At 72.5% G+C, this 26,690-nt stretch carries 24 protein-coding genes; 13 read left to right on the plus strand and 11 right to left on the minus strand.

The window, feature by feature from the left end; translation table 11 throughout:
* The first annotated feature begins 74 nt into the window (after positions 1-74).
* The 5 genes from B0I32_RS47060 to B0I32_RS47080 all read left to right on the plus strand — a co-directional run bounded on the left by B0I32_RS47060 (position 75) and on the right by B0I32_RS47080 (position 5,106).
* Positions 75-845 (plus strand): FadR/GntR family transcriptional regulator, encoded by a 771-nt coding sequence (locus B0I32_RS47060; protein WP_106250889.1) that lies wholly within the window; start codon positions 75-77, stop codon positions 843-845.
* Positions 846-1,021: 176 nt separating this feature from the next.
* A complete protein-coding gene (locus tag B0I32_RS47065; RefSeq protein ID WP_181308556.1) occupies positions 1,022-1,972 on the plus strand; it encodes an adenylate/guanylate cyclase domain-containing protein in 951 nt (316 codons plus the stop codon).
* Positions 1,973-2,007: 35 nt separating this feature from the next.
* Positions 2,008-2,763 (plus strand): aminotransferase class IV, encoded by a 756-nt coding sequence (locus B0I32_RS47070; protein ID WP_106250893.1) that lies wholly within the window; start codon positions 2,008-2,010, stop codon positions 2,761-2,763.
* A gap of 53 nt (positions 2,764-2,816) precedes the next feature.
* Positions 2,817-4,337: an acyl-CoA synthetase gene (locus B0I32_RS47075; protein ID WP_106250895.1), complete on the plus strand. Its 1,521-nt coding sequence runs from the start codon at positions 2,817-2,819 to the stop codon at positions 4,335-4,337.
* 124 nt (positions 4,338-4,461) lie between these two features.
* Positions 4,462-5,106, plus strand: coding sequence for a class I SAM-dependent methyltransferase (locus B0I32_RS47080; protein WP_106250897.1), 645 nt, complete (start codon positions 4,462-4,464; stop codon positions 5,104-5,106).
* Between the two features lie 15 nt (positions 5,107-5,121).
* On the opposite strand, the gene B0I32_RS47085 is transcribed toward B0I32_RS47080, so the two are convergent.
* From B0I32_RS47085 to B0I32_RS47100, 4 genes are all read right to left on the minus strand, one after another.
* Positions 5,122-6,696: a benzoate-CoA ligase family protein gene (locus B0I32_RS47085; RefSeq protein ID WP_106251063.1), complete on the minus strand. Its 1,575-nt coding sequence runs from the start codon at positions 6,694-6,696 to the stop codon at positions 5,122-5,124.
* Positions 6,697-6,775: 79 nt separating this feature from the next.
* Positions 6,776-8,224 carry a benzoyl-CoA 2,3-epoxidase subunit BoxB gene (gene boxB, locus B0I32_RS47090; RefSeq protein WP_219912368.1) on the minus strand — a complete coding sequence of 483 codons (1,449 nt, stop codon included), beginning with the start codon at positions 8,222-8,224 and terminating at the stop codon, positions 6,776-6,778.
* On the minus strand, positions 8,211-9,794 hold the full coding sequence (gene boxC, locus B0I32_RS47095; RefSeq protein ID WP_106250900.1) for a 2,3-epoxybenzoyl-CoA dihydrolase: 1,584 nt from the start codon (positions 9,792-9,794) through the stop codon (positions 8,211-8,213). Before boxC ends, boxB begins: the two co-directional genes overlap by 14 nt.
* 246 nt (positions 9,795-10,040) lie before the next feature.
* On the minus strand, positions 10,041-10,979 hold the full coding sequence (locus B0I32_RS47100; protein WP_106250901.1) for a LysR family transcriptional regulator: 939 nt from the start codon (positions 10,977-10,979) through the stop codon (positions 10,041-10,043).
* Positions 10,980-11,045: 66 nt separating this feature from the next.
* Between B0I32_RS47100 and B0I32_RS47105 the strand changes: the two genes are divergently transcribed.
* Positions 11,046-12,308 carry an MFS transporter gene (locus tag B0I32_RS47105; protein ID WP_245956568.1) on the plus strand — a complete coding sequence of 421 codons (1,263 nt, stop codon included), beginning with the start codon at positions 11,046-11,048 and terminating at the stop codon, positions 12,306-12,308.
* Between the two features lie 64 nt (positions 12,309-12,372).
* Here B0I32_RS47105 and B0I32_RS47110 read toward each other — a convergent pair whose 3' ends face one another.
* Positions 12,373-13,284 carry a MerR family transcriptional regulator gene (locus tag B0I32_RS47110; RefSeq protein ID WP_106250903.1) on the minus strand — a complete coding sequence of 304 codons (912 nt, stop codon included), beginning with the start codon at positions 13,282-13,284 and terminating at the stop codon, positions 12,373-12,375.
* A 63-nt stretch (positions 13,285-13,347) separates the two neighbouring features.
* Between B0I32_RS47110 and B0I32_RS47115 the strand changes: the two genes are divergently transcribed.
* Complete coding sequence (locus tag B0I32_RS47115; RefSeq protein ID WP_106250905.1) at positions 13,348-14,097, plus strand: maleylpyruvate isomerase family mycothiol-dependent enzyme; 750 nt, start codon at positions 13,348-13,350, stop codon at positions 14,095-14,097.
* A 26-nt stretch (positions 14,098-14,123) separates the two neighbouring features.
* On the opposite strand, the gene B0I32_RS47120 is transcribed toward B0I32_RS47115, so the two are convergent.
* The 6 genes from B0I32_RS47120 to B0I32_RS47145 all read right to left on the minus strand — a co-directional run bounded on the left by B0I32_RS47120 (position 14,124) and on the right by B0I32_RS47145 (position 21,696).
* On the minus strand, positions 14,124-14,942 hold the full coding sequence (locus B0I32_RS47120) for an aldo/keto reductase (protein WP_106250907.1): 819 nt from the start codon (positions 14,940-14,942) through the stop codon (positions 14,124-14,126).
* Positions 14,943-15,040: 98 nt separating this feature from the next.
* Positions 15,041-15,685, minus strand: coding sequence for a response regulator (locus tag B0I32_RS47125; RefSeq protein ID WP_106250908.1), 645 nt, complete (start codon positions 15,683-15,685; stop codon positions 15,041-15,043).
* The gene (locus B0I32_RS47130) at positions 15,676-16,884 is read right to left on the minus strand and encodes a sensor histidine kinase (RefSeq protein WP_245956573.1); all 1,209 of its coding nucleotides are present in this window, start codon (positions 16,882-16,884) and stop codon (positions 15,676-15,678) included. The genes B0I32_RS47125 and B0I32_RS47130 overlap by 10 nt, the downstream gene beginning before the upstream one ends.
* An 11-nt stretch (positions 16,885-16,895) precedes the next feature.
* Positions 16,896-17,777 carry an ABC transporter permease gene (locus tag B0I32_RS47135; protein ID WP_106250910.1) on the minus strand — a complete coding sequence of 294 codons (882 nt, stop codon included), beginning with the start codon at positions 17,775-17,777 and terminating at the stop codon, positions 16,896-16,898.
* Positions 17,774-18,679 carry an ATP-binding cassette domain-containing protein gene (locus B0I32_RS47140; RefSeq protein WP_106250912.1) on the minus strand — a complete coding sequence of 302 codons (906 nt, stop codon included), beginning with the start codon at positions 18,677-18,679 and terminating at the stop codon, positions 17,774-17,776. The genes B0I32_RS47135 and B0I32_RS47140 overlap by 4 nt, the downstream gene beginning before the upstream one ends.
* A gap of 116 nt (positions 18,680-18,795) precedes the next feature.
* Positions 18,796-21,696, minus strand: a complete 2,901-nt coding sequence (locus tag B0I32_RS47145; RefSeq protein WP_106250913.1) for a hybrid sensor histidine kinase/response regulator — start codon at positions 21,694-21,696, stop codon at positions 18,796-18,798.
* Between the two features lie 155 nt (positions 21,697-21,851).
* Here B0I32_RS47145 and B0I32_RS47150 point away from each other — a divergent pair, with 155 nt between their 5' ends.
* From B0I32_RS47150 to B0I32_RS47175, 6 genes are all read left to right on the plus strand, one after another.
* Entirely contained in the window at positions 21,852-22,538 is a 687-nt protein-coding gene (locus tag B0I32_RS47150) for a response regulator (RefSeq protein ID WP_106250915.1), read from the plus strand.
* Between the two features lie 8 nt (positions 22,539-22,546).
* Positions 22,547-23,416 carry a glutamate ABC transporter substrate-binding protein gene (locus B0I32_RS47155; protein ID WP_245956575.1) on the plus strand — a complete coding sequence of 290 codons (870 nt, stop codon included), beginning with the start codon at positions 22,547-22,549 and terminating at the stop codon, positions 23,414-23,416.
* A gap of 100 nt (positions 23,417-23,516) precedes the next feature.
* The gene (locus B0I32_RS47160; RefSeq protein ID WP_106250917.1) at positions 23,517-24,260 is read left to right on the plus strand and encodes an amino acid ABC transporter ATP-binding protein; all 744 of its coding nucleotides are present in this window, start codon (positions 23,517-23,519) and stop codon (positions 24,258-24,260) included.
* An 8-nt stretch (positions 24,261-24,268) separates the two neighbouring features.
* Entirely contained in the window at positions 24,269-25,099 is an 831-nt protein-coding gene (locus tag B0I32_RS47165; protein ID WP_106250919.1) for a glutamate ABC transporter substrate-binding protein, read from the plus strand.
* Between the two features lie 5 nt (positions 25,100-25,104).
* On the plus strand, positions 25,105-25,773 hold the full coding sequence (locus B0I32_RS47170) for an amino acid ABC transporter permease (RefSeq protein WP_106250920.1): 669 nt from the start codon (positions 25,105-25,107) through the stop codon (positions 25,771-25,773).
* Positions 25,770-26,600: an amino acid ABC transporter permease gene (locus B0I32_RS47175; protein ID WP_106250922.1), complete on the plus strand. Its 831-nt coding sequence runs from the start codon at positions 25,770-25,772 to the stop codon at positions 26,598-26,600. The genes B0I32_RS47170 and B0I32_RS47175 overlap by 4 nt, the downstream gene beginning before the upstream one ends.
* Positions 26,601-26,690 lie beyond the last annotated feature (90 nt).

Consider the following 26,690-nt stretch of genomic DNA (forward strand, 5'->3'; position numbering starts at 1 on the left):
TGGCTAGTGCACTGGTCGGACCAGTAGGCTCTGCACATTGCCAGTCGGTGGCGGCTCGGGTCAAGGGGGCTTGCATGGGTGGACCGCGCTTCGAGCCGGTGCGTGCCGTGCGCGCTTACGAGCGGGTCGTGGAGCAGGTCGAGGAGGCCATCGAGAGCGGCGCGCTGACGCCGGGCGGGCGGTTGCCGAGCGAGCGCGAGCTGATGGTGCAGTTCTCCGTCAGCCGCTCGACCGTACGCGAGGCGCTGCGGGTGCTGCAGGCGCGCGGCCTGGTGCGGTCGCGGCCCGGCGATCCGAACGGCGCGGAGGTGCTGCCGTTCACGCCCGCCGCATTACACAAGTCGATGACCACGCTCGCCCGGGTGGAGGAGCTGTCGCTGGCCGAGCTGGTGCAGTTCAGGATGGTGCTGGACTCCGCGGCCATCCTGCTGGCGGCGCGCCTGCGCACCGAGGAGCAGCTGGCCGAGATGTACGCGGCGGTCGCGGCGATGCGCGCGGCGCTGGACGCGGGGGAAGCCGGTGACGAGGGCGCGGACTCCTTCGGTGCGGCCGACCTGGCCTTCCACGACGCCGTGGCGCGCGCGAGCGGCAACAAGCTGATCGAGATCTGCACCGACGTGGTGCGCTCGATCGTGCTGAAGCTGATCGCCGGCCGGATCACGGACGAGCCGGACCGGGGCGCGCTGATGCGGCGCAGCATCAGGAACCACGAGGACGTGGTGGCCGCCATGCGTGCCGGTGACGGGCCGCTCGCCGCCAGATTGTCGAGAAAAGCGATGTACGACTACTACGCCGGGTACGTACCGGAAAGAGAAAGAGGCGCCTTGCGTGCCTTGCTGGAGTGATCTGGCGCACAGGGTGTTATCTTGCCGAGGTGGCGGCGGTGTACGGGGACGAACCGGCCGGGGGGCCGGGCGGCGGACCGGCAGACGGACCGGCAGACGGACCGGCAGACGGACCGGTGGGCGGGCCCGCGAACGGATCGGCGGGCGGGGCGATGGGCGGTCTCACGGACGGGCTCATGAGCGGGCTCACCGAGGCGTTCCTGCGTGAGCCGCGCCGGTACACCAGTCACCAGGTCGCCGACATGGCGGGGGTGCCGGTCTACCGGGCGCGGCGGTTCTGGCGCGCTCTGGGCTTCCCCAACGTGCCCGACGAGGCGGTCGAGTTCACCGACTCCGACGTCGAGGCGCTCAGGACGCTCGTCGGCATGGTGACCTCGGGCGTCTACGACGAGGAGCACGTGCTGCTCCTCGCGCGCTCGCTCGGCCGGGCCACGACCCGGCTCGCCGAGTCGCACGCCGAGCTGGGCGTCGAGGAGCTCGACCAGGCCGGGGTGCCGCTGGCGGAGCGGCCGCGGGCCTGGCGCAGGCGGGCCGAGCGGGTGGTGCCCGACCTGGCCCGGCTGCTGGTCTACGCCTGGCAGCGCCAGCTCGCCGCCGCGGCCGGGCGCATCGCCGTCCAGGACATGAGCGCCGTACGCCTGGCCGTCGGGTTCGCCGACCTGGTCGCGTTCACCCGGCTGAGCCGGCAGATCACCGGCGGCGAGCTGGCCCGGCTGATCGACAGGTTCGAGGGGCGCTCGGCCGACATCGTCACCTCCTCCGGCGGGCGGGTGGTCAAGACGCTGGGCGACTCGGTGCTGTTCGTCTCCGACAAGGCGCACGTGGCCGCCGAGATCGCGCTGCGGCTGGTGGAGACGCACGCGCGCGGCAAGGACATGCCGGAGCTGCGGGTGGGGCTGGCCTCCGGGCCGGTGATCTGGCGGATGGGCGACGTGTTCGGCACCACGGTCAACCTGGCCAGCCGGCTGACCGCGCTGTCCCTGCCCGGCACGATCCTGGCCGATCCGCAGCTGGCCGAGGAGCTGGAGGGCGACCGGGCCTTCCGGCTGCGCGAGGTCAACCGGTTGTCGGTGCGCGGGCTGGGCGAGCTGGCCCCGTACACCGTGATGCGGGCGGAAGGCACCTGAGGCTCTCGGTGCGGAGGTCCGTAGAGTGGATCGTCATGACCGGACGCACCACTCTCGACGGGCGGCTCGTGGGCGCGGAGGCGCGCCTGCTGCTGGAGGCCCGCTACGGCCACTTCACCGCCATGCAGGTCAGGGATCGCCGGGTGCGCGGGCTCGGCCTGCACCTCGACCGGCTCGACGCGGCCTCCCGCGAGCTGTTCGGCGGCGGGATCGACCGGGCGGCGGTGCTCGCCTCCGTCCGCACCGTGCTGGGCGGCGACGTACGGGACGCGAGCGTGCGCGTCTACGTGCTGGACGGCGACCCCCCGCACGTCGTCGCCAGTTCGGGCCCGCCCCACGCACCGCTGGCGGGGCCGCTGAGCGTCAGGTCGGTGGTCTACCAGCGTTACCTGCCGCACATCAAGCAGGCGGGCGGCTTCCAGCAGGCCCACATCAACCGGGCGGCGGCCCGCGACGGGTTCGGCGAGGCGCTGCTGACCACCGGCGACGGCCTGATCAGCGAGGGCTCGATCACGAACCTGGGCGGCTTCGCGGACGGCCGGCTGGTCTGGCCGGACGCGCCGATGTTGCGCGGCATCACGATGCGGCTGCTGGAACGCATGGACGTGCCGCAGGTGCGGCGTCCGCTCAAGGTGGCCGATCTGACCGGATTCGACCTGGTCTTCCTCTGCAACTCCTGGGGCGTGATGACGGTCGGGCAGGTGGACGGCCTGCCGCTGCGCCACGACGACGGCCTCGCCCGGCGGCTGCTCGATCACTACGAGGCGATCCCGGGCGACCCTCTGGACTGACGCGGGCCACGGGTTAGGATCACCCGAACATCGTTCTGACGAAGGGTGCCCGGATGACACGCCAGCACGCCATCGGTGACCTCCTGCGGCGCTCTGCCGCCCGCTACCCGGCCAAGACCGCCGTCGTCTACGGCGACCTGCGGCAGAGCTACGCCGAGCTCGACGCCGTGGTGAACAGGACGGCCAACGCGCTGGCCGCGCGGGGTGTGGGCAAGGGCGACAGGTTCGCCGTCCTGAGCCACAACAACCACGCGTTCGTGGTGGCGTACTTCGCGCTGGCGCGGCTGGGGGCGATCTCCGTGCCGGTCAACTTCATGCTGGGGGCCGAGGAGGTGGCGTACATCCTTGAGCATTCCGGGGCGAGCGGGATGCTGGTGGAGGACGCGCTGCTGCCGGTGGCCGCCGCGGCGGTCACGGACGACGTACGCGTGCGCGGCGTGATCGGCGCGGGCGCCGACGGGTGGGAGCCGTTCAGCGCCTGGTCGGAGCACGACGACGCGACGGAGGTGACGGTGGAGATCGGCGACGACGAGCCGATCCAGCTCATGTACACCAGCGGCACGGAGTCCCGGCCGAAGGGCGCCACGCTGTCCAGCCGCAGCCTGATCGCCCAGTACGTCACCTGCGTGATCGACGGCGAGATGCGCCACGACGACGTCGAGGTGCACGCCCTGCCCCTCTACCACTGCGCGCAGCTGCACTGCTTCCTGACGCCGGGCGTCTATCTCGGCGCGACCAACATCGTGCTGCCGGGGGCGAGCCCGGCGGCCATCCTGGCCACCATCGAGGGCGAGCGGGCCACGAAGCTGTTCTGCCCGCCCACGGTCTGGATCTCGCTGCTGCGTCACCCCGACTTCGACCGCAGGGACCTGTCGTCACTGCGCAAGGGCTACTACGGCGCCTCGATCATGCCCGTGGAGGTGCTGAAGGAGATCGCCGCGCGGCTGCCCGACGTGCGCCTGTTCAACTTCTACGGCCAGACGGAGATGGCGCCCGTCGCCACGATCCTCGGCCCGGACGAGCAGCTGACCCGGCTCGGCTCGGCCGGGCGTCCCGCGCTGAACGTGGAGACGCGGATCGTCGACGACCAGGACCGGCCGGTGCCGCCCGGCGTGGTGGGCGAGATCGTGCACCGCAGCCCGCACGCGATGCTCGGCTACTGGAACGACCCGGACAAGACGGCGGAGGCGTTCCGCGGCGGCTGGTTCCACAGCGGCGACCTGGGCGTCATGGACGGCGACGGCTACCTGTCGGTGGTGGACAGGAAGAAGGACATGATCAAGTCGGGTGGTGAGAACGTGGCCAGCCGCGAGGTCGAGGAGGCCATCTACCAGCATCCGGCCGTCGCGGAGGCGGCGGTGTTCGGGGTGCCGGACGAGAAGTGGATCGAGGCGGTGACGGCCGCGGTGGTGCTGCGGGAGGGTGCGGGGCTGACGGCCGGTGAGCTGACCGGGTTCCTGCGCGGGCGGCTGGCGCCGTTCAAGACGCCCAAGCGGGTGGTGTTCGTGGACGCGCTGCCGAAGAACGCCTCCGGCAAGGTCCTCAAACGCGAGCTCCGCGAGTCGATGTCGTGAAATATGCTCATGGCATACCGCTGACCAGGCGTTATCCGGCCTGATAACGGGCATCCCCTCTCGGCGACGACTTCATCTCAAAGCCCAGGGACCTCTCCTTTGCGTCCCGACCGGGAGGGGCCGCATGCCACGCCTGCCCGAGCTCATGCACCGCGCGCTCTTCCGCGCGCTGTCCCTGCTGTCGGCGAAGGGGCAGGGGCTGGTCCTGCGCCGCTACTTCGACTGGCGGCACCGGATCCCCGACCCGTGGCGGCTCGCGACCGACGACTACGAGCAGCAGAAGTACCTGGTCACGCTCAAGCACCTGCCGCCGGGGCCGTACCGGCGGATCATCGAGGTCGGGTGCAGCGAGGGGGTGTTCACGCTCGCGCTGGCGGCGGCGTACCCGGAGGCGGAGATCGTCGGAGTGGATCTGTCCGAACGGGCGCTGACGCGGGCGCGGGCGCGCGTGCCGCAGAACGGGCACGTGCGCTTCGTCCGCGCCGACCTGCTCACCCACCGGCCGCAGGACCGCTTCGACCTGGTGTTCTGTTCCGAGACGCTCTACTACCTGGGGCGCGAGGAGCGGCTGCGGCTGGCGTCGTCGCGGCTGAGCGAACTGCTCGCGCCCGGCGGGGTGCTGGTGGCGGTCCATCCGTGGCCGGAGTCCGACCGGCTGCACGGCTACCTGGACGCGCACGGGTCGCTGGCGCGGCTGAACGAGCAGGTCTACGCCTCCTCGCCGCGGCCGTTCGCCATCACCGTCTACCGGACGCGGGCGGCCGCCTGACCGCCGTCCGGCCGGCTACTGCTGGCCCAGGAGGTCGGCGGCGATGCGGCGGACCACCACGCGCTGGATCTTGCCGGTCGCCGTCTTGGGCAGCTCGTCCAGCACCAGCACCTCGCGCGGCCGTTTGAACGAGGCCAGACCGTCGCGGCAGAAGCCGATGAGCTCGCCGGCGTCCACCTGGCGGCCGGGGGCGGGCACCACGCAGGCCACCGGCTTCTCCAGCCCCTCGCCGTCGATGTAGGCCACGACCGCGCACTCGCCGACCGACTCGTGCCGCAGCAGCCGGTCCTCGACCTCCATCGGCGACACCCAGATCCCGCCCGCCTTGATCATGTCGTTGGAGCGGCCGAGGCAGCGGTAGGAGCCGTCCTGCTCGCGGACATAGGTGTCGCCGGTGCGCAGCCACTCGCCCTGGAAGACCTGGCGGGTGGTGGCCGTGCGGCACCAGTAGCCGGTGGCGATCGAGTCGCCGCGGACGAGCAGGTGGCCCGGCCTGCCGTCCTCGACGGGGACGCCGTGGTCGTCGAGGAGCCTGGCCTCGTAGCCGGGCACGACCGTCCCCGAGGTGCCCGGCCGCACCTGGCCCGGCGCGTTGGAGATGAAGATGTGCAGCGCCTCGGTGGAGCCGAGGCCGTCGATGATCTCCACGCCGAAGCGGCCGGTGAAGCGGCGCAGGATCTCGGCCGGCAGCGCCTCTCCCGCCGAGACACCCAGCCGTACGGAGGCGAAGGCGTCATCGGGGATGCCGGCGGCGAGCAGCGCGGCGTAGAAGGTGGGGCCGGCGAAGAACAGCGTCGGCCGCTCGGCCGCCACCAGGGCGGCCACGCCGGCGGGGGTGGGGCGGGCCGGGTCGAGGACGGCGGTCGCGCCGGCGGCCAGGGGGAAGAACATGGAGTTGCCGATGCCGTACGCGAAGAACAGCCGCGCCACCGACAGGCACCGGTCGTCCGGGCGGATGCCGAGCACCTGGCGGCCGTAGGTCTCGTAGACGTCCCTGATCGCGCCGTGGCGGTGCATGGCGGCCTTGGGGGCTCCGGTGGTGCCGGAGGTGTAGAGCCACAGGGCGGGTGAGTCGCGCCAGCTCTCGTACGCGGGCCCCGCCGGCCGGCCCGAGGCCAGCACCTCGGTCCAGGAGCGGCCGGGGTCACGCGCCTCTCGGGTCTCGGCGCCCTCGCCGGTGTCGCCGGTCAGGATGAGTGTCGTCACCTCGGGGGTCTGCGTCAGGGCCGTGCGGACGACCGGTTCGAACTCCGGCGTGGCCACGACAGTCCTGGCCCGCGCGTCCCTGATGAGCGCGCCCAGCTCCGTCCCGTTGTACATCGTGGACACCGGCACCGCGACCGCGCCCATCCGCATGACGGCCAGGATGGTGATCACGGTCTCCGGCCGGTCGGACATGACGAGCAGGACCCGCTCCTCCGGCCTGATCCCCAGGCGGGCCAGCCCGGTGGCCAGCTCGGCCGTGCGGGTGGCGAGCTGGGCGTAGGTCAGCGTGCCCGCCGGGCCGGTGACGGCGACGTGGTCGCCCCGGCCGGCCTCGACCTGGCGGTCGGTGAGAAAGACGCTGGCGTTGAACGATTCGGACGTCATGGCCGTCCCCATCCGCAGGCGGGCGATCGTGACTGAATCTTCTACACAGGATCGGTAGCTCGTCAATGACTTGTAGAGCTCAAAGGTGCACGTACTCGTAGTCGAAGGGCCGGCCGTTGATGCCCGAGCGCGGCGGCGCGACCCAGGCGGCGATCTTCCCCGGCTCGTAGACGGGCCGCATCAGCGACAGCACGTGCGTCTTGTCCTCGGCGGCCGGCAGCCAGCGGCCGGCGGCGGCCTCCCAGTCGAGCTCGGCGAGCACCCGCCCGTCCGGGGAGACGTGGTGGCCGGCGAACGCGCCCACCTTGCGGTTGAAGCCCACGTGCGGCAGGTAGAGGACGGGGTCGAGGCCGTGGGAGACGAGGATGCGGTTCCACCGGTTCACGCCGGTGACGCAGTCGGCCACGTACTCGCCGCGCAGGTCGGCGTTGAGCGCCGTCAGCGCGGGCAGCCGGGCCTCGGCCAGGCGGCCGTCCTCGATCCGCGGCACCACGGCGACGGCCTCGGTGAGCAGGTGGTCGTCCTTGCGGCGCTCCTCCTGCCAGCGCCCCTTCAGCCCGGCCGTGTAGTAGTTCGCCACGTTGGTGGAGGTCTCTCCGCCGAACAGGTCGAGGCTCACGCTGTAGTGGAAGTTGATGTACTTCTGGATGACGTTCAACGGGATGCCACCATATTTCCGGACATCTTCGTCGTCGTGCTCGCGCATGAGCTGCGCCGTCCGCTCCACCACCCGGTCCACGCCCGTGGTGCCCACGAACATGTGGTGGGCCTCCTCCTTGAGCATGAACTCGCAGGTACGGCTGAGCGGGTCGAACGCCGACTCCTTGAGCGTGCCGAGCTGGTACTTGCCGTCGCGGTCGGTGAAGTAGGTGAACATGAAGAACGACAGCCAGTCCGGCGTCTCCTCGTTGAAGGCGCCCAGGATGCGCGGCGAGTCCTCGCTGCCCGAGTTGCGCAGCAGCAGCGCCTCGGCCTCGTCCCGGCCCGACCGGCCGAAGTAGGCGTGCAGCAGGTAGACCATCGCCCACAGGTGCCGGCCCTCCTCCACGTTGACCTGGAAGAGGTTGCGCAGGTCGTACAGGGAGGGAGCGCTCAGCCCGAGGCGGCGCTGCTGCTCGACGCTGGCCGGCTCGGTGTCGCCCTGGATGACGATGAGCCGCTGCAGGTCGGCGCGGTACTCGCCGGGCACCTGCTGCCAGACCGGCTGTCCCTTGTGCTGGCCGAAGGCGACCCGCCGGTCGGTGTCGCGCTCGGCCAGGAAGATGCCCCAGCGGTACTCGGGCAGCGGTACGTGGTCGAAGTGCGCCCAGCCCTCACGGCCGACGGCGACGGCGGTGCGCAGGTAGACGTCCTGGGTGGGCAGCGCCGGGCCCATCTCCGCCCACCACTGCAGGAAACGCGGCTGCCACGACTCCAGCGCCCGCTTCAGCCGCCGGTCCTCGGCCAGGTCGACGTTGTTCGGGATCCGCTCGGTGTAGTCGATGCCCATGTCAAGCTCGCCTCCGGTCGGCTGGTCATGCTCGCTCACGGTCGTAGACGGGGCGCCGGCCGGTACCGTAGCTGCGCAGCGCGCCCTCGGGGCCCGAGGCGTTCGGGCGGGTGAAGATCCAGTTCTGCCAGGCGGCCAGGCGGGCGAAGATCTTGGTCTCCATGGTCTCGGGGCCGGCGAAGCGCAGGCTGGCCTCCATGCCGGTGAGCGCGTCGGGGCTGAGCGCGGCGCGTTCCTCCAGCGCCAGGCGTACCTCGTCGTCCCAGTCGAGGTCGTCCGGCGCGAACGTCACCAGCCCCAGCTCCAGCGCCTCGGCCGGGCCGAGGCGCCGGCCCTGCTCCTTCTCCAGCGCGGCCACCCGGCCGGGCTCGGCGTGGAAGCGGGCGGCCAGCCGCGACAGGCCGTTGCCCATGGGATAGTCGCCGAAGTTGGCGTGCGAGAGCTCGATCTCGGCCGGCCGGTCCGGGTCGTCCTGCATGTACTGGCGGTCGCAGGCCAGGGCCAGCTCCAGCAGCGGGCCGGCGAAGCAGCTGCCCGGCTCGATCAGCGCGATGAGGCTGCGGCTGGTGACGTCGAGGCGTTTGAGCGTGCGCTTCAGGTAGTGCCTGATCTCGCCGTGCGGCCAGGCGTCGGTGCCCGGCTCGGCGGCCAGGACCGCGTCGATGTCGCCCTCGGTCCTGATCACCCAGGTGCCGAGCTCCGGCTCGTTCGTCCGCAGGCGCAGGATCAGGTCGTCCAGTTCCCTGGTCATGCGCAGCAGCCAGCCGTCGTCGCCCGCCTCGGGGCCGCGTACGGTGATCGTGACCTGGTGCTCCTCCGGCACCGCCGTGACCGTGGAGTAGGCGTAGCCGTCGGGGCGCAGCGGCGGCAGCTCGACCGGCCGGGCGCCGTCGGGGCGGGCCGAGCGGGCGGCCGCCTCCTTCGCGCGCTTCCGTACGGTCTGCTCGAACCGGCTGCGCGGCACCGCCTCGTCGACCAGCCGCCAGGCCACCGCCGTCCTGCCGCGCACGCCCTCGCTGCGGGTGGCGAACACGTCGGCCAGGTCCTTGCGCACGCCGCGCTTGTCGGTCAGCCGGGTCAGGCCGCCGGTGCCGGGCAGCACGCCGAGCAGCGGCACCTCCGGCAGGGACACCGCCGTGGAGCCGTCGTCGACCAGGATGATCCGCTCGCAGGCGAGGGCGAGCTCGTAGCCGCCGCCCGCCGCGGTGCCGTTGACCGCGGCCAGGTAGGTCTGGCCCGAGCAGGCGGTGGCGTCCTCGATGGCGTTGCGGGTCTCGTTGGTGAACTTGCAGAAGTTCACCTTCCACGGGTGGGACGACTGGGCCAGCATGCGGATGTTCGCGCCCGCGCAGAACACCCGGTCCAGGCTGCCGGTGAGGACGACCACGCGGACCTCGGGGTGCTCGAAGCGCAGCCGCTGGACGGCGTCGTGCAGCTCGATGTCGACCCCGAGGTCGTAGGAGTTGAGCTTGAGGTCGTAGCCCGGGACGATGCCGGCGCCCTCGTCGACCGCCAGCACGATCCTGGCGACGTCGCCGTCGAACTCAAGCCTGAGATGACGGTATCTGCCGGGATCGGTGTCGAAGGACACCTCTGGCTGTCCGGTCATGCCTCAAGTTCAACAACCAACGCGTGCCGCGTCAAGGTTCTGTAGAACTTTCCGGGCGGGGGCCGAGGTCCTGCGAGCGAGGGTCGGGCGCCCGCATGCGGGGGTGCCCCTGAGCCTGGCGGAGGCAGGCCGTCCCGAACGACGTGCGTTGCCGACGCGGGTGGGCGGCCTTCCCCGCGAGGTGTGGCGTTACCGGCGCGGCGGCGTCCCGGCTCGCTGGCGACGTTCGGAAGCGGCGTGCGGCGTTCAGGAGGCGTGGGGGCGGAAGCCGGGGCCGAAGTCGGTCAGGCCCGAGCAGACGTGGTCGCGGAACGAGCGCGCGGCCGGGGTGAGCCGTTCACCCACCGGCCAGCTCACCCCGATCGTCCTCGACACCGGCGGATCCAGCGGGATCTCCACCACACCCCCGGCCGGCGGCTGCTCGGAGCGGGGCAGGACGGCCACGCCCAGCCCGGCCGCCACCAGGCCGCGCACGGTCTCCGTCTCCTGCCCCTCGAACGCGATCCGCGGCTCGAACCCGGCCGCCGCGCACAGGCTGTCGGTGATCTGGCGCACGCCGTACCCGTGTTCCAGCGTCACCAGCTCCTCCCCCGCCAGCTCCTCCGCCCGCACCCGGCGCCGGCCCGCCAGGCGGTGGGACGAGGGCGCCGTCAGGACCATCTCCTGGTCGGCGAGCGGGCGGCTGGCCAGGTCGGGATCGTCCAGCGGCATGGGGCCGACGAACACCAGGTCGATCTCGCCCTCGCGCAGCGCCCGCAGCATGTCCTGCCGCGACCCCTGCGCCAGGCTGAACCGGATGTCCGGGTTGCGCTCGCGGAAGCCGCCGATGAGGGAGGGCACCAGGGTGCGGCCGAGCAGGTGCAGGAAGCCGAGCACGATGCGGCCGCTGCCCGGGTCGATGTCCTCGCGCACCTCACGGGCGGCGGCGGTCACGACGGCCAGGGCTCTGGTGGAGGCGGCGGCCAGGGTACGTCCTGCCCTGGTCAGGCGGATGCCGCGGCCGGCGGGCAGCACCAGCGGGGTGCCGACCAGGTCCGCCAGTCCGGCCAGACGGCGGCTGGCCGTGGGCTGGGGGATGCCGAGCAGCTCGGCGGCGCGGGTCACGTGGCCGGTCTCGCCTACGGCGGCCAGCAGCGCTAGCACGGGGGCGAGGCTTGCCGCCAGCTGGTCATCCGATTCATCCATCACAGTATGAATTATCGCCTATTTCTGCATTAGACGTATTTATTAGCCTTGCTTAGCGTTTGTGGGGTGGTAGTTCTCGAAGCCTCCTCCTCCGCCACCGTCGGCACGCGGCGGGTCAGCATGGCCGTGGCGGCGGCCGGGCTGTCGTCGTTCGCCCTGCTGTACGCGCCGCAGCCCGTCCTTCCTCAGCTCGCCTCCGCGTACGGGCTCGATCCCGGCACCGCCTCCTTGGCCATCGGGGTGGCCACCGCTGCACTCGCCGTGGCGGTGCTGCCCCTGGCCTGGTTCGCCGGGGCGGTGGGCCGGCGCCGGGTGATCGTCTGGTCGGTCGTGCTGTCGGCGCTCATCGGCCTGCTGCTGCCGCTGGCGCCGTCCTTCCCCGTGCTGCTGGGGATGCGGGCGGTGCAGGGGGTGGCCATCGCCGGGTTCGCGGGGGTGGCGGCGGCGTACCTGGCGGACGCGCTCGGTACGGCCCGGCTGGCCGGAGCGGTAGGGGCCATGATCGCCGGCAACTCCGTCGGCGGCATGCTCGGCCGCCTCGGCGCCGGCTTCGCCGCCGAACCTTTGGGCTGGCACGGAGCCCTCGCGGCGGTAGCGGCCGTCTCCCTGGCCTGCGCCCTCTTCACCGCCACCACCCTGCCCCGCGACCCCCGTACAGCGGGATCCCGGCGAGCCGCCGCGCCGGCGGACACCGGGGCACGGGCGGGTACCGGAGTGCGGGTGACGCTGGTGGTGCCGGTGGTGGTGGGGGCGCTGGGGATGGGGGCCTTCGTGGCGCTGTACAACGCGGCCGGGTTCCGGCTGGCCGCGCCTCCCCTGTCGCTGGCCCCGGCCGCCGCCTCCCTGGTCTTCCTGTCGTACGCCATGGGCACCGCCTCCTCGGCCGCCGCCGGACGTCTGACGGCCCGCCTCGGCCGGAGGACGGCGCTGGTCACCGCGCTGGCCGTCACGACGGCGGGCTCCGTGCTGACCGTGTCGGCGTCGCTGCCCGTGGTGGTGGCCGGGTTCGCCGTGCTGACCGCCGGATTCTTCGCCGCCCACGCCGTAGCCAACGCCTGGGTCACCGCCGACGCGCCCCCGTCCACCAGGGGCAGGGCCGCCGGGCTCTACACCCTCTTCTACTACCTGGGCAGCGGCGCGGGCGGCACGGCCGGCGCCGTCGTGTACGGGCACGCGGGCTGGACCTGGCTGATCGTCATGACCTCGGCCTGGCTGCTGCTGGCCGCCCTCATCGTCCTCCTGACCACCCGCCGCCCGACCTCACCCGCCCCAGCGGCGCACGACGCCAGGACGAGAACCCAGGAGAACCAGCGAACCCCGACCAGCTGACCACCGACCCGGGTCCGGCCGGAGCCCGTTCTCCGAGCGGTTGACCACCGAGCGGGAACCGGCTTCATCCGACAGAGCGTTCCAGCGAGTCGGTCAGCCAGCCGAGCAAAGCGCCGATCGTGGCCTGTTCGCCGCTGACCTCGCCCACGAGTTGCCAGTAGCGGCGGACGCGTGGGTCGCGGTCGGGTTCGACGATCGTGAGGAGGCGGCGGCGGAAGGACGGGGTGTCGGTGCGGCCCCTGACCGTGGCGTGTGCCTGGACGAAGCGGTCCAGTTCGGGTCCCGGGCGCGGTGCCTCGCCGGCGAGCACGAGCGGCGCGGCCAGGGTGATCGCCTCGCCGACGCCGTGCATGAGGTCGTCCTCGCTGCCGATCTCCCTGGCGTGCGCCACGGCCCTGGCGCGCAGGTCGCCGGTCAGGGAGCGGTCCCCGGCCAGGGCGACCAGTTCCGCGTACGCGATCACCTGCGGCGGCGTCGGATCCGGCGGCGGCGGGGGCGCGGCCATGGCCAGGAACGGGGCGAGGGTCGCGTCGGAGACCGGCGAGACCATCTGCCACCGCCAGAACCGCAGCAGCGCCTCCCGCGCGGCGGCCGCGTCCGCCACGCCGGCCAGCAGCGCGAGCCTGGCCGCCCGGTCGGCCGGGTCGGCCTCCTCGACGGCCCGCAGCCGGGCGCGCCGCCAGGCCAGCTCCGCGAGCCGCAGGTCGAGCGCGGCCCGCTCGGCGGCGACGGCCTCGCCGACGGAACGCTCGCCGGTGAGCACGTGGCAGATCGCGGTCAGCCCGAGCCCCAGCCCGCGCAGCCGCTTGACCAGGCCCAGCCGCTCCACGGCCGTCCGGTCGAACCTGCGGTGCCCCCCGGTGCTGCGTACGGAGGCGATGATCCCCTCGTCGCAGTAGAAGCGGATCGTCCGCACGGGGACGCCGGTGAGCCGGGCCAGATCCCCGATCCCGAGCGTCTCGTCGCGCGAAAGCACTTGAACCTCCACTGGACTGGAGTTCTTACGCTACCGCCGTATCCGTGGAGAGGAGATCTCGTCATGATGACGCTGGACTACGCGCGGCTGGTGGAAGGGCTGCGGGAGGTGACCACCGGGCTCGCCGGCGCGGTGGCAGGGGGCGATCCCGAGGCGAAGGTGCCCACCTGCCCGGAATGGCGGCTGGCCCGCCTGGTCGGGCACATCGGGCAGGCCGACCGGTGGGCGGCGGGCATCGTCCGCGAAGGCGGCCCTTCGGCCGTCCCCGATCCGGCCGAGGCCGACCACGATCAGCCGGCGGCATGGGAGGACTGGCTTCTGGGCGGCGCCGAGGAGCTGATCGCGGCCGTGCGGGACGCCGGGGCGGAGACTGAAGTGTGGTCGATGGCAGGGCCGGTGCCCACGGCGTTCTGGATGCGCCGGATGATGTGCGACACCGCGGTCCACCACTACGACGCGGCGCTGACGACCGGCGCCGCGTACGGGATCGCCGGCGATGTGGCCGCCGAGGTGCTCACCGAGAGCCTGCAGCTGATCGCGGCGACGGAGGCGGCGGAGGCGTTCCTGCCGAGGCTGGCCGCCCTGCGCGGCCGGGGCGAGCGGCTGGTGATCCGCCCGGACGGGGTGGACGGCTGGGTGATCACCAGAACGCCCGAAGGGGTGCGGTGGGAGCGCGGCGACCGTGACGGTGACGTGGTCGTGTCGGGGACGACGGCCGAGTGCATGCTGGTGTTCGCACGTCGGCTGCCGGCCCGCGCCGTCACCGGGGACCGGGCGGTGCTGGAGCACTGGCTCGCCCACACCGCGTTCTGAACGGTCGCCCGACAGGGCGGGGATGGTCAGAGTTCGACGTGGTGGTCGGGGTCGCCGCCGAGGCGGCCGCCGTTCAGGGTGTCGAGGCGGGCCGTCTCCTCCGGTGACAGGCTGAAGTCGAACACCTCGAAGTTCTGCCGCATCCGTTCGGGATCGCCCGACTTCGGGATGGGCACCGCGCCCCCCTGCACGTGCCAGCGCAGCACCACCTGGGCCGGGGTACGGCCGCGCGCGAAGGCCAGGTCGGTGACGGCGGGCTCGTCGAGCAGCTTGCTGCTTGCGCCGAGCGGGCTCCACGACTCGGTCACGATGCCGTGCTCGGCGTGGAAGGCGCGCAGCTCGTGCTGGGGGAAGCCGGGATGCATCTCGACCTGGTTGACGACCGGCAGCACGCCCGTCTCGTCGGCCAGCCGGCCGATCTGGGCTGGGGTGAAGTTGGACACGCCGATCGAGCGCACCAGCCCCTGATCACGCAGGTGGGCGAAGGCCCGCCAGGTGTCCACGTAGAGGTCGCGGCCGGGCAGCGGCCAGTGGATGAGGAGCAGGTCCACGTAGTCGAGGCCGAGGCGGGCCCGGCTCTCCTCGAAGCCGCGCATGGCCGCGTCGTAGCCGTGGTGGGAGCCGCGCAGCTTCGTGGTGACGAACAGCTCCTCGCGGCCCACGGGCGCGTCCGCGACGGCGGCGCCGACGTCGGCCTCGTTGCCGTAGGCGGCGGCGGTGTCGATCAGGCGGTAGCCCAGCGAGATCGCGTGGGACACCGCCTGGCGGGCCTCCGCGTCGCGCATGGGATAGGTGCCGAGCCCCAGGCGCGGCATCGGGCGGCCGTCGGAGAGCATGACGGTCATGATGTGGGTCCTTCCCCCCTGTGTCGTACGAGTCGAGTGTCCTCCCTTACCCGGCGGCCTGCCGGGCAATCCGTGACGTGCCGCGGGAAGGGGATCACTCAGCTTTCCAGATAGCGCAGGATCGCCAGCACGCGGCGGCTGTAGCCGGGGTCGCGGGGCAGGTCGAGCTTCTCCATGATCGCGTTGACGTGCTTCTCGACCGTGCTGAGCGAGACGTGCAGGCGTTCGGCGACGGCGGCGTTGACGAACCCCTGGGCGAGCAGCCGCAGCACCTCCCCCTCGCGCGGGCTGAGCCGGCTCAGCGGGTCGGCTCGGGTGGTGCGGGCCAGCAGCTGGCGCACCACCTCGGGGTCGAACGCGGTGCCACCGGCGCGGACCCCTTCCAGCGAGTCGAGGAAGTCGCCGACCTCGGAGACCCGGTCCTTGAGCAGGTAGCCGAGCCCTTCGGTGGACCCGGCCAGGAGCCTGGCGGCGTAGTGCTGCTCGACGTACTGCGACAGGACGAGCACGCCGACCCCGGGCAGCCGCTCGCGGATCTCCAGCGCCGCCCGCAGCCCCTCGTCCTTGTGCGTGGGCGGCATGCGCACGTCGACCACGGCCACGTCGGGACGGTGCCGGCCGACGGCGTCGAGCAGCGCGGGCGCGTCGCCGACGGCGGCGACCACCTCGTGCCCGGCGTCGTCGAGCAGCCGGGTCAGGCCCTCGCGCAGCAGCACCGAGTCGTCGGCCAGGATCACCCGCACGGCGGCGCCTTCGGCAGCGTGGCGGCGATCCGTGTGGGGCCGCCGGGCGGGCTGTCCACGGTGAACGTCCCGTCGAGCGCCAGCACGCGCCGGGCCAGGCCGGACAGCCCGCCGCCCGAGGCGTCGGCGCCGCCCGCGCCGTCGTCGGAGATCGCCACGCTCACCGTCCGCTCGTCCTCGCTCAGGACCACCAGGATGTCATGCGCGCCGGCGTGCTTGACCGCGTTGGTGATGGCCTCACGGGCGACGAAGTACAGGGCCGTCTCGACCTCGGAGGCGAGGCGGCCGCTCAGCTGATGGTGCACGGTGACGGGGACGCCCGACCGCTCGGCCACGCCGGCCAGCGCGGCGCGCAGGCCGAGCTCGTCGAGCGCGGTCGGGTAGACCCGCCAGGCCACGCTGCGCAGCTCGTCGAGGAGCTGGCGGGCCTCGGTGTAGGCCTGGTCGACCAGCTCGGCGGTCCGGTCGGGGGCGACGCTGTGGCGGGCGCGGCCGAGCAGCATGGCCAGGGCCACGCCGCGCTGCTGCACGCCGTCGTGCAGGTCGCGCTCGATCCTGCGCCGCTCGTCGTCCACCGCTCTGACGATGCCGGAACGGGTCGCGGTCAGCTCGGCGATGCGCCTGCGCATCAGCTCCCGGCCGCCCGGCCCGAGGAAGCGGGCCGCCAGGCGGCGCTCCAGGGCCGCCAGGGCCGCGACCATGAGGACGAGCACGGCCAGCAGGGCCGCTCCCGTGGTGAGGCCGACGATGCCGCTGCTGGTCACGAGCTTGACGCCGGGCAGGTTCAGCGGAACGGGCTCCGTGCTGTCCCTGATCAGGTCCCAGGCGCCGCCGGCCAGGAGCAGGCAGGCGAGGAACAGCGTGGACGCGCAGACGTACCCGCCGAGGAGGGCCAGGGCGGCGCGGGCGGCCAGGAACGTGTACCCGCCGTCCCGCGTGCCCTGGTCCTGGACCAGGTCCGCCGCCCCGTCAGTCCCCCGCGAACGCGTGCCGAGGTGGCTCGGGTCCAGGTCGAGCCAGCGGGACAGGCGGGCGCGTTCCAGGGCGGTGAGGCGGGCGCGGCCGCGGGCGAGGGCGGGACGCAGCGCGGGGACGAGGGACGCGGGCGCCGCCGCGCACAGGAAGGCCAGCTCGGCGAGGCCGAGAGCCGTCCCGACGAGGACCCCGGCCGCCATCCGCGCGATCTGCCCGCCCCACACGGGCGTGAAGTCTAGGCGTCGCGGCGGCGCAGCACGACCAGGCCCGCCACCAGCGCCGCCGCCGTCCAGGCCACCAGCCATGCCAGCCCCTCCCCCGCCGGGTACGGGATCGGCCCGCCGGTCAGATTGCCGGTGCTGCCCATGAACGCCAGCCCGGCGAACATCGGCAGCCGCATCGAGGCGTCCACCGCCACCTGGCCGCCGGTCATCAGCAGCAGCAGCGGCAGGCCCATGAGCAGCATGAACACCACGGTCAGGGTGCCCGCCGCGCTGCGCACGGCCGCGCCGGCGCCCAGTGTCAGCACCCCTGCGAAGGCGTAGTACACGCCGGTGCCCAGCAGGTCGAACGCGACGTCGGCGGCGGGCAGCGCGACCAGGCCGCCGAACACGTCGATGGACAGCAGCAGGTACACCGCCGCCGTAGCCACCGCCCCGGACAGGACTCCGGCCGCGAACATGACGGGCGCGACCACCAGCGCCTTGGCCGCCAGCACCACGCCGCGCACGGGCGTGGCCTGGAGGGTGACGCGGATGCCGCCGGAGGCGTACTCGGCGGTGATCGTCAGCATGGCCAGGGCCACCAGGGCGAACTGCACGAACGACGTGGCCGAGACCACGGGCTCGCTGGCCGTGACGCGCACGCCGGCCGCGCCGTCGCGCAGGGCGTCGGTGGCGGCGGCCCCGCCCAGCGTGACGGCGGTCAGCACGGTGAGCGCGAGCGCGCAGGCCAGGCACCACCATGTGGACCTGACCGACCACACCTTCGCCCACTCCGCCCCGGCCGCCTGCCACAACGCCCGCGCCATCGCCCCCGGTCGCCCGGACTCCTGCCCCGACGTCCGCGCCGTCGCCTCCGACGGCTCGGACGCCTGCCCCAGCGTCCGCCCGTTCATCGGCCCGCTCCGTACTCGACGCTGTCCGCGGTCAGCTCCTGGTAGGCCTGTTCCAGGGACGCCTGTCTGGTCCGCAGTTCGTGCAGCCGGATCCCGGCCTCGTGGGCCAGGTCGCCGACGCGTTCGACGGGGGCGCCGGTGGCCTCCAGCTCGTTCTCGCCGAGCCGGTCCACCGCGATCCCGGCGGCGCGCAGCCGGTCGGCGAGGGCGTCCGCGTGCGGGGTCCGGATCAGCACGGCCGTCAGCGAGCTGCCCGCGATGACGTCGGCGAGCGGCGCGTCCGCGATGAGCCGGCCCCTGCCGATCACCACGAGGTGGTCGGCGGTGAGCTGCATCTCGCTCATCAGGTGGCTGGAGACGAACACCGTGCGCCCCTCGCCGGCCAGCGACCGCATGAGCCCGCGCACCCACCGCACGCCGTCCGGGTCGAGCCCGTTGACGGGTTCGTCGAACATCAGCACTTCCGGGTCGCCCAGCAGCGCCGCGGCGATCCCGAGGCGCTGGCTCATGCCCAGCGACAGCGTCCCGGCCCGCTTGCCCGCCGCGCCGGCCAGGCCGACGGTCTCCAGCACCTCGCCGACCCGCCGCCGCGCGATCCCGTTGCTGCGCGCCAGCGCCACCAGGTGGGCACGGCCGCTGCGGCCGGGGTGCACGGCGCGCGCGTCGAGCAGCGCGCCGACCGTGCGCAGGGGATTCCTGAGCCGCTGGTACGGGACTCCGCCGACGAGCGCGGTGCCGGCGCTGGGCCGGTCGAGGCCGAGGACGAGGCGCATCGTGGTCGACTTCCCCGCTCCGTTCGGCCCCAGGAAGCCGGTCACCGTGCCCGGTCTCAGGTCGAGGGACAGGTCGTCGACGGCGAGACGGTCGCCGTATCGTTTGGTCAAACCCCGCAGACTGATCACGCCGCCCCACGCTAGGAGCCCGGCGCGGCGGGGACCATGGGGGCGGCCCGCCGACCTCGATGGCGGAAAACCGTAAAACCAGGCGCGTCCCCGTGATGGGGCGGGCGGTTCCCGCCTCAGGAGTGGGCCGCGCTCATCCATTCGGGGATGTCGCTGAGCAGGCCGCCGAGCTCCTCCAGCAGGTCCTCGTCCACGGCGGCCCCCGACGCGGACAGGTCCTCGACGCGCCGGCACAGCTCCGCCTCCCTGACCGCGCCGACCGTGGCGCAGGCGCCTCTGAGCCGGTGCGCGAGCGCCGTGGCGGCCGCCCGGTCGCCGTCGCGTACGGCCTGCCTGAGCTCGTCGAACGTCCGCGTCGCGGTGGCCAGATAGGCCCGCGCCACGTCCGCCAGCGCCTCCTGGGACAGCCCGGCCAGCTCGGGCGGCAGCCCGGCCGAGGCCGTCCACTCCGGGATGCGGGCCAGCACGCGCGGCCAGTCCACGGGCTTGGCCAGGTGGTCGTCCATGCCGGCTTCGAGGCACCTGATCCGGTCGTCGGGCATGGCGGCGGCGGTCATCGCGATGATCGGCGTGTGCACCTCCTCGCGGCCCCTGATCTCGGCGGTGGCGGCCAGGCCGTCGAGCACGGGCAGCTGGCAGTCCATGAAGACCAGTTCGTAGCCGCCGTCGAGCACGGCACGCACGGCCTGCGCGCCGTCGTCGACCACCTCGACCTCGTGCCCGGCCTGACCGAGGACGAGCATCGCCACCTGGCGGCTCACCTCGTCGTCCTCGGCCACGAGGATCCTGGCGGCGGCGGCCGGGCTGCCGTTCTGGCCCGCCGGATGGTCGCCGGGGGACTCGGCGGTGCCCAGGGCGTTCTCCACGGCGGCGACCAGGCGGCGGCGGCTGAGCGGCCGGGTGATCGACTGCACGGCCCGCTCGCCGGCCGGAGCCGGCCAGGCGAAGCCGGAGCGGCCGGGGGTGACGACCACGATGACGCTGGTGGCCTGGAGCAGCGGGTCGGTGAGGATGGCGTGGGCGAGTGACCGCGGCGAGCCCGGATCCACCCCCGGCGAAAGCTCCGATGACGTGCTCATCGGGCCGCCCGGTGCGGCGTCCTGCGTCGTGCCCAGGTCGAGGGCGACGACCGCCAGCTCGTACGGCTCCCCCGCCGCCGCGGCCGACCGCAGCCGGGCCAGGGCCTGCTCCTGGTCCCTGGTCTCCTCGACCTCGGCCCCGGCCTGGGCCAGGTAGCGCGCGGCCAGCGTACGGTCCTCGGGCCGCGAGTCGGCGACGAGCGCGCGCCGTCCCTCCAGGGTGTGCGCCCCCGGCTCCGCCCACGTCACGACGTCGAGCGGCAGCGTGGCCCAGAAGCGGCTGCCCACGCCCTCCACGCTGTCCAGCCCGATGCTGCCGCCCATGAGCTCGACGAGCTGCCGGCTGATGGCCAGGCCCAGGCCGCTGCCGCCGGTCCTGCGCGTGATCGGCGAGTCCACCTGGCGGAAGACGCCGAACACCCGCTCCCGGTCGTTGGGGCCGACCCCGATCCCGGTGTCGGCCACGGCGAACCTGAGCGTCACCCGTTCCTGGCCCGGCTCGCCCTCGTCGAGGGTGACCCGCAGGTCCACGCCGCCCTGGAAGGTGAACTTGAGCGCGTTGCCGACGAGGTTGGTCAGCACCTGGCGCAGCCGGGCGGGGTCGCCGGACACCTGGCTCGGGACGTTCTCGTCGAGCCGGAGCGTGAGCCAGAGCCCCTGCTCGTACGCGTGCGGCGCGAACGGCGCCACGACCTCGTCGCACAGGCGGGGCAGGTCGAAGGCCACGGCGTCGACCTGGAGGTGGCCGGCCTCGATCCTGGACAGGTCGAGGAAGTCGTCGAGCAGGCGCAGCACGTTGTGCGCCGACTCCTGGGCGGTGGTGGCGTAGTAACGCTGCTCCTCGTCCAGGCGGGTGCCCATGAGCAGGGAGTTCATGCCGAGCACGCCGTTGATCGGGGTGCGGATCTCGTGGCTGATCTTGGCCACGAACTCGGACTTGGCGTTGGAGGCGCTGAGCGCGTCGTCCCTGGCGGAGGCCAGTTCGGCGGCGTACCTGGCGAGGGTGGCCTGGGCCCGGCGGCGGCCGCGGGTGGAGTGGATCTGCAGGCCGAGGCCGATGAGGATGAGCAGGGCGAGCAGGGCGGCGACGGTGAGCACGTTGGTCCGCAGCTTGTCGGCCGAAGCCAGGGCCTCGGCGGCGGAGACCTCGGCGGTGACCGTCCAGCCGATGCTCGGGATGGGCTCGGAGGCCGACATGACCAGGCCGTCGATGCCGCGGTACATGCCGCTCCACGCCTGCCCGGCCAGCGCGGCGTCCACCCGGAAGTCCTCGCGCAGGGAGGTGAGCGCGTACACCTGCCTGCCGGGGTCGGCGACGAGCACGCCGGCCTTGTCGGTGATGAGCAGCCGGATGTCCTGCGCGTTGGCGGCCTCCTCGGCGAAGGCCTTGATCGCGTCCAGGCTGTAGACGAGGGCGAGCATGCCGAACATGCGCACGCCGTCGGCGCTCATGATGGGCGCGGCCACGGCGACCGCCCTGGACACGTCGCCCATCGTGGGCGTGTACGCCTGGGAGACGTGGGCCTGGCGGCCGTCGCGCACGGCGCGGTACCAGTCGGTGCTGGTGATGTCCTGGGGCAGCGCGCTCGGGGGTTCGGCGCCGAGCATGCCGCCCTCGGGGGAGATCAGCATGAGCCCGCTGACACCGTCGCGCATCCGTTCCAGCTGGCCCAGCCAGTCGCGCAGGGTCGTCGGCGTGGCGTCGCCGACGGAGTCGCGTACCTCGGGGCGCTGCGCGAAGGCGGTGACGAGCTGTTTGAGCGAGCTCATCTGCTGGTCCACCACGACCCTGCTGACGGATGCCGTGGTCCTGACCCGGTTGCTGACCTCGTCGCGCACGGCGCCTTCGGACAGCGAGATGCTGGACGACGTCAGCGCCGCCAGTGGCAGCAGGCCCAGGAGCGTCCACAGGGCCGTCACCGCGAACAACCACCGCACGGGCGTCCGTCCCTCCCCCCAGCCGTTCGGGTACAGAGTAGGAGGTAACCGGCGGGCACGCCGGATCCGGATGAGCAGAACGAGCAAAAGTCGATCTTTTGTAATAAAACACGCCTAAGCTGCAAGAATCTACTGCTTGGACGAGGAGCGTGGCGATGCCTGAGCCCAGGGACATCACCGTACTCATCGTGGACGATGATCCGGTCGTCACGGCGGCGCTGCACGCGCAGGTGAACCGGGTGCTGGGCTTCAGGGTGGTGGGCATCGCCCACACCGGCCACGCGGCGCTGGCCGCCGCCGGCCGCTTCGCGCCCCGGCTGATCCTGCTCGATCTGCACCTTCCGGATATGCCCGGCTTAGAGGTGGCGCACCGGCTGCGCCGGCCGGAACAGCCCCCCGCCGACATCATCGTCGTCTCCAGCCGCAAGGAGTCGGCGACCGTACGGGCGGCCATTCAGCGCGGCGCCCTCTACTACCTGGTCAAGCCGACCAGGGCCGGCACGCTGGAGCAGACCCTGCTGCGGTACGCGGCCACCGCCGAGCAGCTCGACGGCGGCGGCCGGTTCGCCGAGCAGCAGGAGATCGACCGCCTCTTCCGCTCGCTCCACCTCGACCAGGGCACCCGGCCGAAGAGCATCTCGCCGGCCACCGAGCAGAAGATCCTGGACGCGCTGGCCGAGGTCGAGGAGGACGCCTCGGCGCACGAGCTGGCCGGGATGGTCGGCGTCAGCCGGGCCACCGCCCGCCGCTACCTGGAGCACCTGGCCGATCGCGGGCTGGTCGAGGGCCGCCCGAAGTACGGGGAGACCGGGCGCCCGCAGCACCGGTACCGCGTCCGATGATCAGCCCGATGAGCAGCCCGCGGAACGGCCCGATGAGCGGGACGGCGCGGCGCGGGTTGCGGGTGGTGCTGGCGGCGGTGCTGCTCTGCGTGCTCGCGACGGGCTGCGGCGAGGCGGACGCGTTCGCCGCGGAGTCCACGATGGCGCGGATCAAGCAGCGCGGCGTGCTGACCGTGGGCACCAAGTTCGACCAGCCGATGTTCGGCTACAAGGACCCGGCCAGCGGCCGGATCACCGGCTTCGACGCGGAGATCGCGCGGCTGCTGGCCAAGGACCTCACCGGCAGCGAGCGCAACATCCGCTTCGTCGAGACCGTCTCCCGCGAGCGCGAGAACTTCATCACCCAGGGCGTGGTGGACCTCGTCATCGCCACCTACTCGATCACCCCGGCCCGCGCCGAGCTGGTCTCCTTCACCGACCCGTACTACTACGCGGGGCAGGACCTGCTGGTCAGGATGGGTGACTCCACCATCAACCAGGTGACCGACCTGGGCGGCAAGACGGTCTGCACGGCCAAGGGCTCCACCTCGGTGGACCGGCTGCGCGAGCAGGTGCCGACCGCCAAGCTGGAGATCGTCGACGCCTACAGCATCTGCATCCCCGCCCTCATCTCCGGGCGGGTGGACGCGCTCAGCACCGACGACACCATCCTGCTCGGCCTGCTGGCCCAGCATCCCGACACGCTGCGCCTGGTACGCAAGCCGTTCGGGCGCGAGCCGTACGGGATGGGCGTGCGCAAACAGGACACGGCCTTCCGCGACTACCTCAACGGCCTGATCTGCCGCTGGCTGCGCGACGGGCAGTGGGACCGCGGCTTCATGGCCACCATCGGCGTTCACGGTAACACCGCCGGCCCGTCCAGGCCCGCCAACTGCTGAGCTAAACGAGCACAAGCAACCTAAACGATCACAAGCCTTTCCGCGGAACATGCGGCTCCTACGGTTACGCCAACGCTGACCGAGACGAGGAGCGTGGCGCATGTCCCAGTCGGACCTGATCGTCCTGGACCAGGTCAACAAGAGATTCGGCGACCATCACGTGCTCCGGGACGTGAACCTGACGGTCCGGCAGGGCGAGGTCGTCGTGATCATCGGCCCGTCCGGGGCGGGCAAGTCCACCCTCTGCCGGGCGATCAACCGGCTGGAGACCATCGACTCCGGCACGATCACCCTCGACGGCACTCCGCTGCCGTCGGAGGGCAGGGAGCTGGCCAGGCTGCGCGCCGAGGTCGGCATGGTGTTCCAGTCCTTCAATCTCTTCGCGCACAAGACCGTCCTGGACAACGTCGTCCTCGGGCAGGTCCACGTGCTGAAACGGCCGAGGGAGCAGGCCGTGCGCAAGGCCCGTGAGCTGCTCGACCGGGTCGGCATCGGCGCCCAGGCGGACAAGCTGCCCGCCCAGCTCTCGGGCGGGCAGCAGCAGCGGGTGGCCATCGCCAGGGCCCTCGCGATGGACCCGAAGGCGATCCTGTTCGACGAGCCCACCTCGGCGCTGGACCCCGAGATGGTCAACGAGGTGCTCGACGTCATGACCACGCTGGCCCGCGAGGGCATGACGATGGTCGTCGTCACCCACGAGATGGGCTTCGCCCGCCGGGCGGCCGACCGGGTCGTCTTCATGGCCGAGGGCGAGATCGTCGAGCAGGGCGCCCCCAGCGCCTTCTTCGGCGCGCCGAGCAGCGACCGCGCCCAGTCCTTCCTCGCCAAGATCCTCACCCACTAAGGAGTGTCATGTTCGGCAGATCCCTTTACGCCGTGTTCGCCGTGGTCGCCGTGACCGCCACCGGGTGTGGAGGCGGCCAGGACGCCTACGCCTCGATCGTGGACAAGGCCAAGACCGAGAAGAAGCTGGTCATCGGCGTGAAGGCCGACCAGCCGGGGCTCGGCCTGCGCACGCCCGACGGGAGCTTCACCGGGTTCGACGTCGAGGTCGCCACGTACGTGGCCAAGCAGCTCGGGGTCGAGCCGTCCGGGATCACCTTCAAGGAGACCGTGACGGCCAACCGGGAGGCGTTCATCGAGCAGGGCCAGGTGGACATGGTGGTGGCCACGTACTCGATCACCGACGCGAGGAAGCAGAAGGTGTCGTTCGCGGGGCCGTACTTCGTGGCCGGCCAGGCCCTGCTGGTACGGGCCGACGACGCCGCGCTGACCGGCCCCGAGGCGCTGAACGGCAAGAAGCTGTGCTCGGTCGCCGGCTCGACCCCGGCGCAGAAGGTCAAGACCGAGTACGCCAAGGAGGTGCAGCTGCAGGAGGAGCGGACCTACTCGGCCTGCGTGGACCGCGTGCTCGGCGGCCAGCTCGACGCCCTCACCACCGACAACGTCATCCTGGCCGGCTACGCCGCGCAGCACGCGGGCAAGCTCAAGGTGGTCGGCGAGCCGTTCAGCACCGAGAAGTACGGCATCGGGATGAAGAAGGACGACACGAACGGCCGCAAGGCGGTCAACGACGCCCTGGAGAAGATGTTCGCCGACGGCAGCTGGACCAAGGCGCTGCAGGCCAGCGTGGGCTCCTCCGGCTTCACCGTCTCCCAGGCCCCGCAGCTCGAACGGTACTGAGGCCCATGGACGCGTTGCTGACCGAGGGCGGCACCGTTCTGGCCGCCTTCTGGATGACGGTCCGGCTGACGGCGGTCAGCGCGCTCGGCTCTCTGGTGCTGGGCACGCTGCTGACCGCCATGCGGGTGGCCCCGCTGGGCTCCCTGCGCGCCGCCGCGACCGCGTACGTGACCGTGGCCCGCAACACGCCCCTGACGCTGGTGCTGCTGTTCACCGGCCTGGGGCTCGGGGCGAACCTCGGGCTTGAGCTGTCCGACGACATCGCGACCAACAACTTCTGGCTCGCCGTCATCGGGCTGACCGCCTACACTTCGGCGTTCGTCTGCGAGGCGCTGCGCTCGGGGCTGAACACGGTGCCCGTCGGGCAGGCGGAGGCGGCCCGCTCGCTGGGGCTGGGCTTCGTCAGGACGCTGGCGCTGATCACGCTGCCGCAGGCGTTCCGCGCGGTGGTGGCGCCGCTGGGCAGCATCCTCATCGCGCTGACCAAGAACACCACGATCGCGCTGGTGGTGGGGGTCGCGGAGGCGTCGGTGCGGATGCGGGAGCTGGTCGAGACGTACGGGGACCAGGTCATCGAGATCTTCCTCGGCTTCGCCGCCGGTTTCGTGCTGCTCTGCCTGCCCATGGGGCTGGCGTTCGGCTGGCTGTCGAAGCGGATGGCGGTGACCCGATGACCTACGCGAACCTGTACGAGGTCGCGGGACCGCGCGGCGTGCGGCGCAACCGGGTGCTGACGGGTGTCGTCGCGCTCGTGCTGCTGGCCCTGGCGTACGTCGTCTACGTGCGCTTCGAGGAGAAGGAGCAGTGGGCGGCGGCGAAGTGGGCGCCGCTGCTGCGGGCGGACGTGTGGGCCACGTTCATCCTGCCCGGTCTGGCCGGGACGCTGGCGGCGGCCGTCGCCGGGGTGGTGCTGGCCGGGATCTTCGGGCTCGTCTTCGCCACCGCCCGGCTGTCGGAGCACGCGTGGGTGCGGGTGCCGGCGGCCGTGGTGGTGGAGTTCTTCCGGTCCGTGCCGCTGCTGCTGCTGATCTTCTTCGCCTTCTTCGGCTCGTACGCGCTCATCGGCGTGAACGTCTCGGCCTTCGCGGCGGTGGTGTTCGGGCTGACCCTCTACAACGGCTCGGTGATCGCCGAGATCGTCCGCGCCGGCGTGCTCAGCCTGCCGAGAGGGCAGCGGGAGGCGGCGTACGCGGTCGGCATGCGCAAGGGGCAGGTGATGCGCCTGGTCCTGCTGCCGCAGGCGCTCAAGACGATGCTGCCGGCGCTGATCAGCCAGTTCGTGGTGCTGCTGAAGGACTCGGCGCTCGGGCTGATCGTGGGTTACGACGAGCTGGTGGACCGCGGCCTGAACGGGATCGCGGCGAACTTCTCGAACGTGATCCCGGCGGCGATCCTCATCGCGGCCATCTTCATCGTCATCAACATGGCGCTGGACCGGCTGGCCCACCGCCTGAGCAGGCCGGGCACCCGCCGCCCGGCCAAGCCCGCCCTCGCCGTCTGACCCGGCCGAGCGCGTCCCCGTCCGCTGGCCGGGGAACAGCGTCTGACCGGGGAACAGCGTCTGACCGGGGAACAGCGTCGCCGGCGCTGA

It is taken from the genome of Nonomuraea fuscirosea (assembly GCF_003001935.1).
GTDB classification, from domain to species: domain Bacteria; phylum Actinomycetota; class Actinomycetes; order Streptosporangiales; family Streptosporangiaceae; genus Nonomuraea; species Nonomuraea fuscirosea.

Coding starts and splice junctions, on each gene's coding strand:
- B0I32_RS47060 (WP_106250889.1), top strand. CDS start 75: ATGGGTGGACCGCGCTTCGAGCCGGTGCGTGCCGTGCGCGCTTACGAG.
- B0I32_RS47065 (WP_181308556.1), top strand. CDS start 1,022: ATGAGCGGGCTCACCGAGGCGTTCCTGCGTGAGCCGCGCCGGTACACC.
- B0I32_RS47070 (WP_106250893.1), top strand. CDS start 2,008: ATGACCGGACGCACCACTCTCGACGGGCGGCTCGTGGGCGCGGAGGCG.
- B0I32_RS47075 (WP_106250895.1), top strand. CDS start 2,817: ATGACACGCCAGCACGCCATCGGTGACCTCCTGCGGCGCTCTGCCGCC.
- B0I32_RS47080 (WP_106250897.1), top strand. CDS start 4,462: ATGCCACGCCTGCCCGAGCTCATGCACCGCGCGCTCTTCCGCGCGCTG.
- B0I32_RS47085 (WP_106251063.1), bottom strand. CDS start 6,696: ATGACGTCCGAATCGTTCAACGCCAGCGTCTTTCTCACCGACCGCCAG.
- boxC (WP_106250900.1), bottom strand. CDS start 9,794: ATGACCGGACAGCCAGAGGTGTCCTTCGACACCGATCCCGGCAGATAC.
- B0I32_RS47100 (WP_106250901.1), bottom strand. CDS start 10,979: ATGGATGAATCGGATGACCAGCTGGCGGCAAGCCTCGCCCCCGTGCTA.
- B0I32_RS47115 (WP_106250905.1), top strand. CDS start 13,348: ATGATGACGCTGGACTACGCGCGGCTGGTGGAAGGGCTGCGGGAGGTG.
- B0I32_RS47120 (WP_106250907.1), bottom strand. CDS start 14,942: ATGACCGTCATGCTCTCCGACGGCCGCCCGATGCCGCGCCTGGGGCTC.
- B0I32_RS47135 (WP_106250910.1), bottom strand. CDS start 17,777: ATGAACGGGCGGACGCTGGGGCAGGCGTCCGAGCCGTCGGAGGCGACG.
- B0I32_RS47150 (WP_106250915.1), top strand. CDS start 21,852: ATGCCTGAGCCCAGGGACATCACCGTACTCATCGTGGACGATGATCCG.
- B0I32_RS47155 (WP_245956575.1), top strand. CDS start 22,547: ATGAGCAGCCCGCGGAACGGCCCGATGAGCGGGACGGCGCGGCGCGGG.
- B0I32_RS47160 (WP_106250917.1), top strand. CDS start 23,517: ATGTCCCAGTCGGACCTGATCGTCCTGGACCAGGTCAACAAGAGATTC.
- B0I32_RS47165 (WP_106250919.1), top strand. CDS start 24,269: ATGTTCGGCAGATCCCTTTACGCCGTGTTCGCCGTGGTCGCCGTGACC.
- B0I32_RS47170 (WP_106250920.1), top strand. CDS start 25,105: ATGGACGCGTTGCTGACCGAGGGCGGCACCGTTCTGGCCGCCTTCTGG.
- B0I32_RS47175 (WP_106250922.1), top strand. CDS start 25,770: ATGACCTACGCGAACCTGTACGAGGTCGCGGGACCGCGCGGCGTGCGG.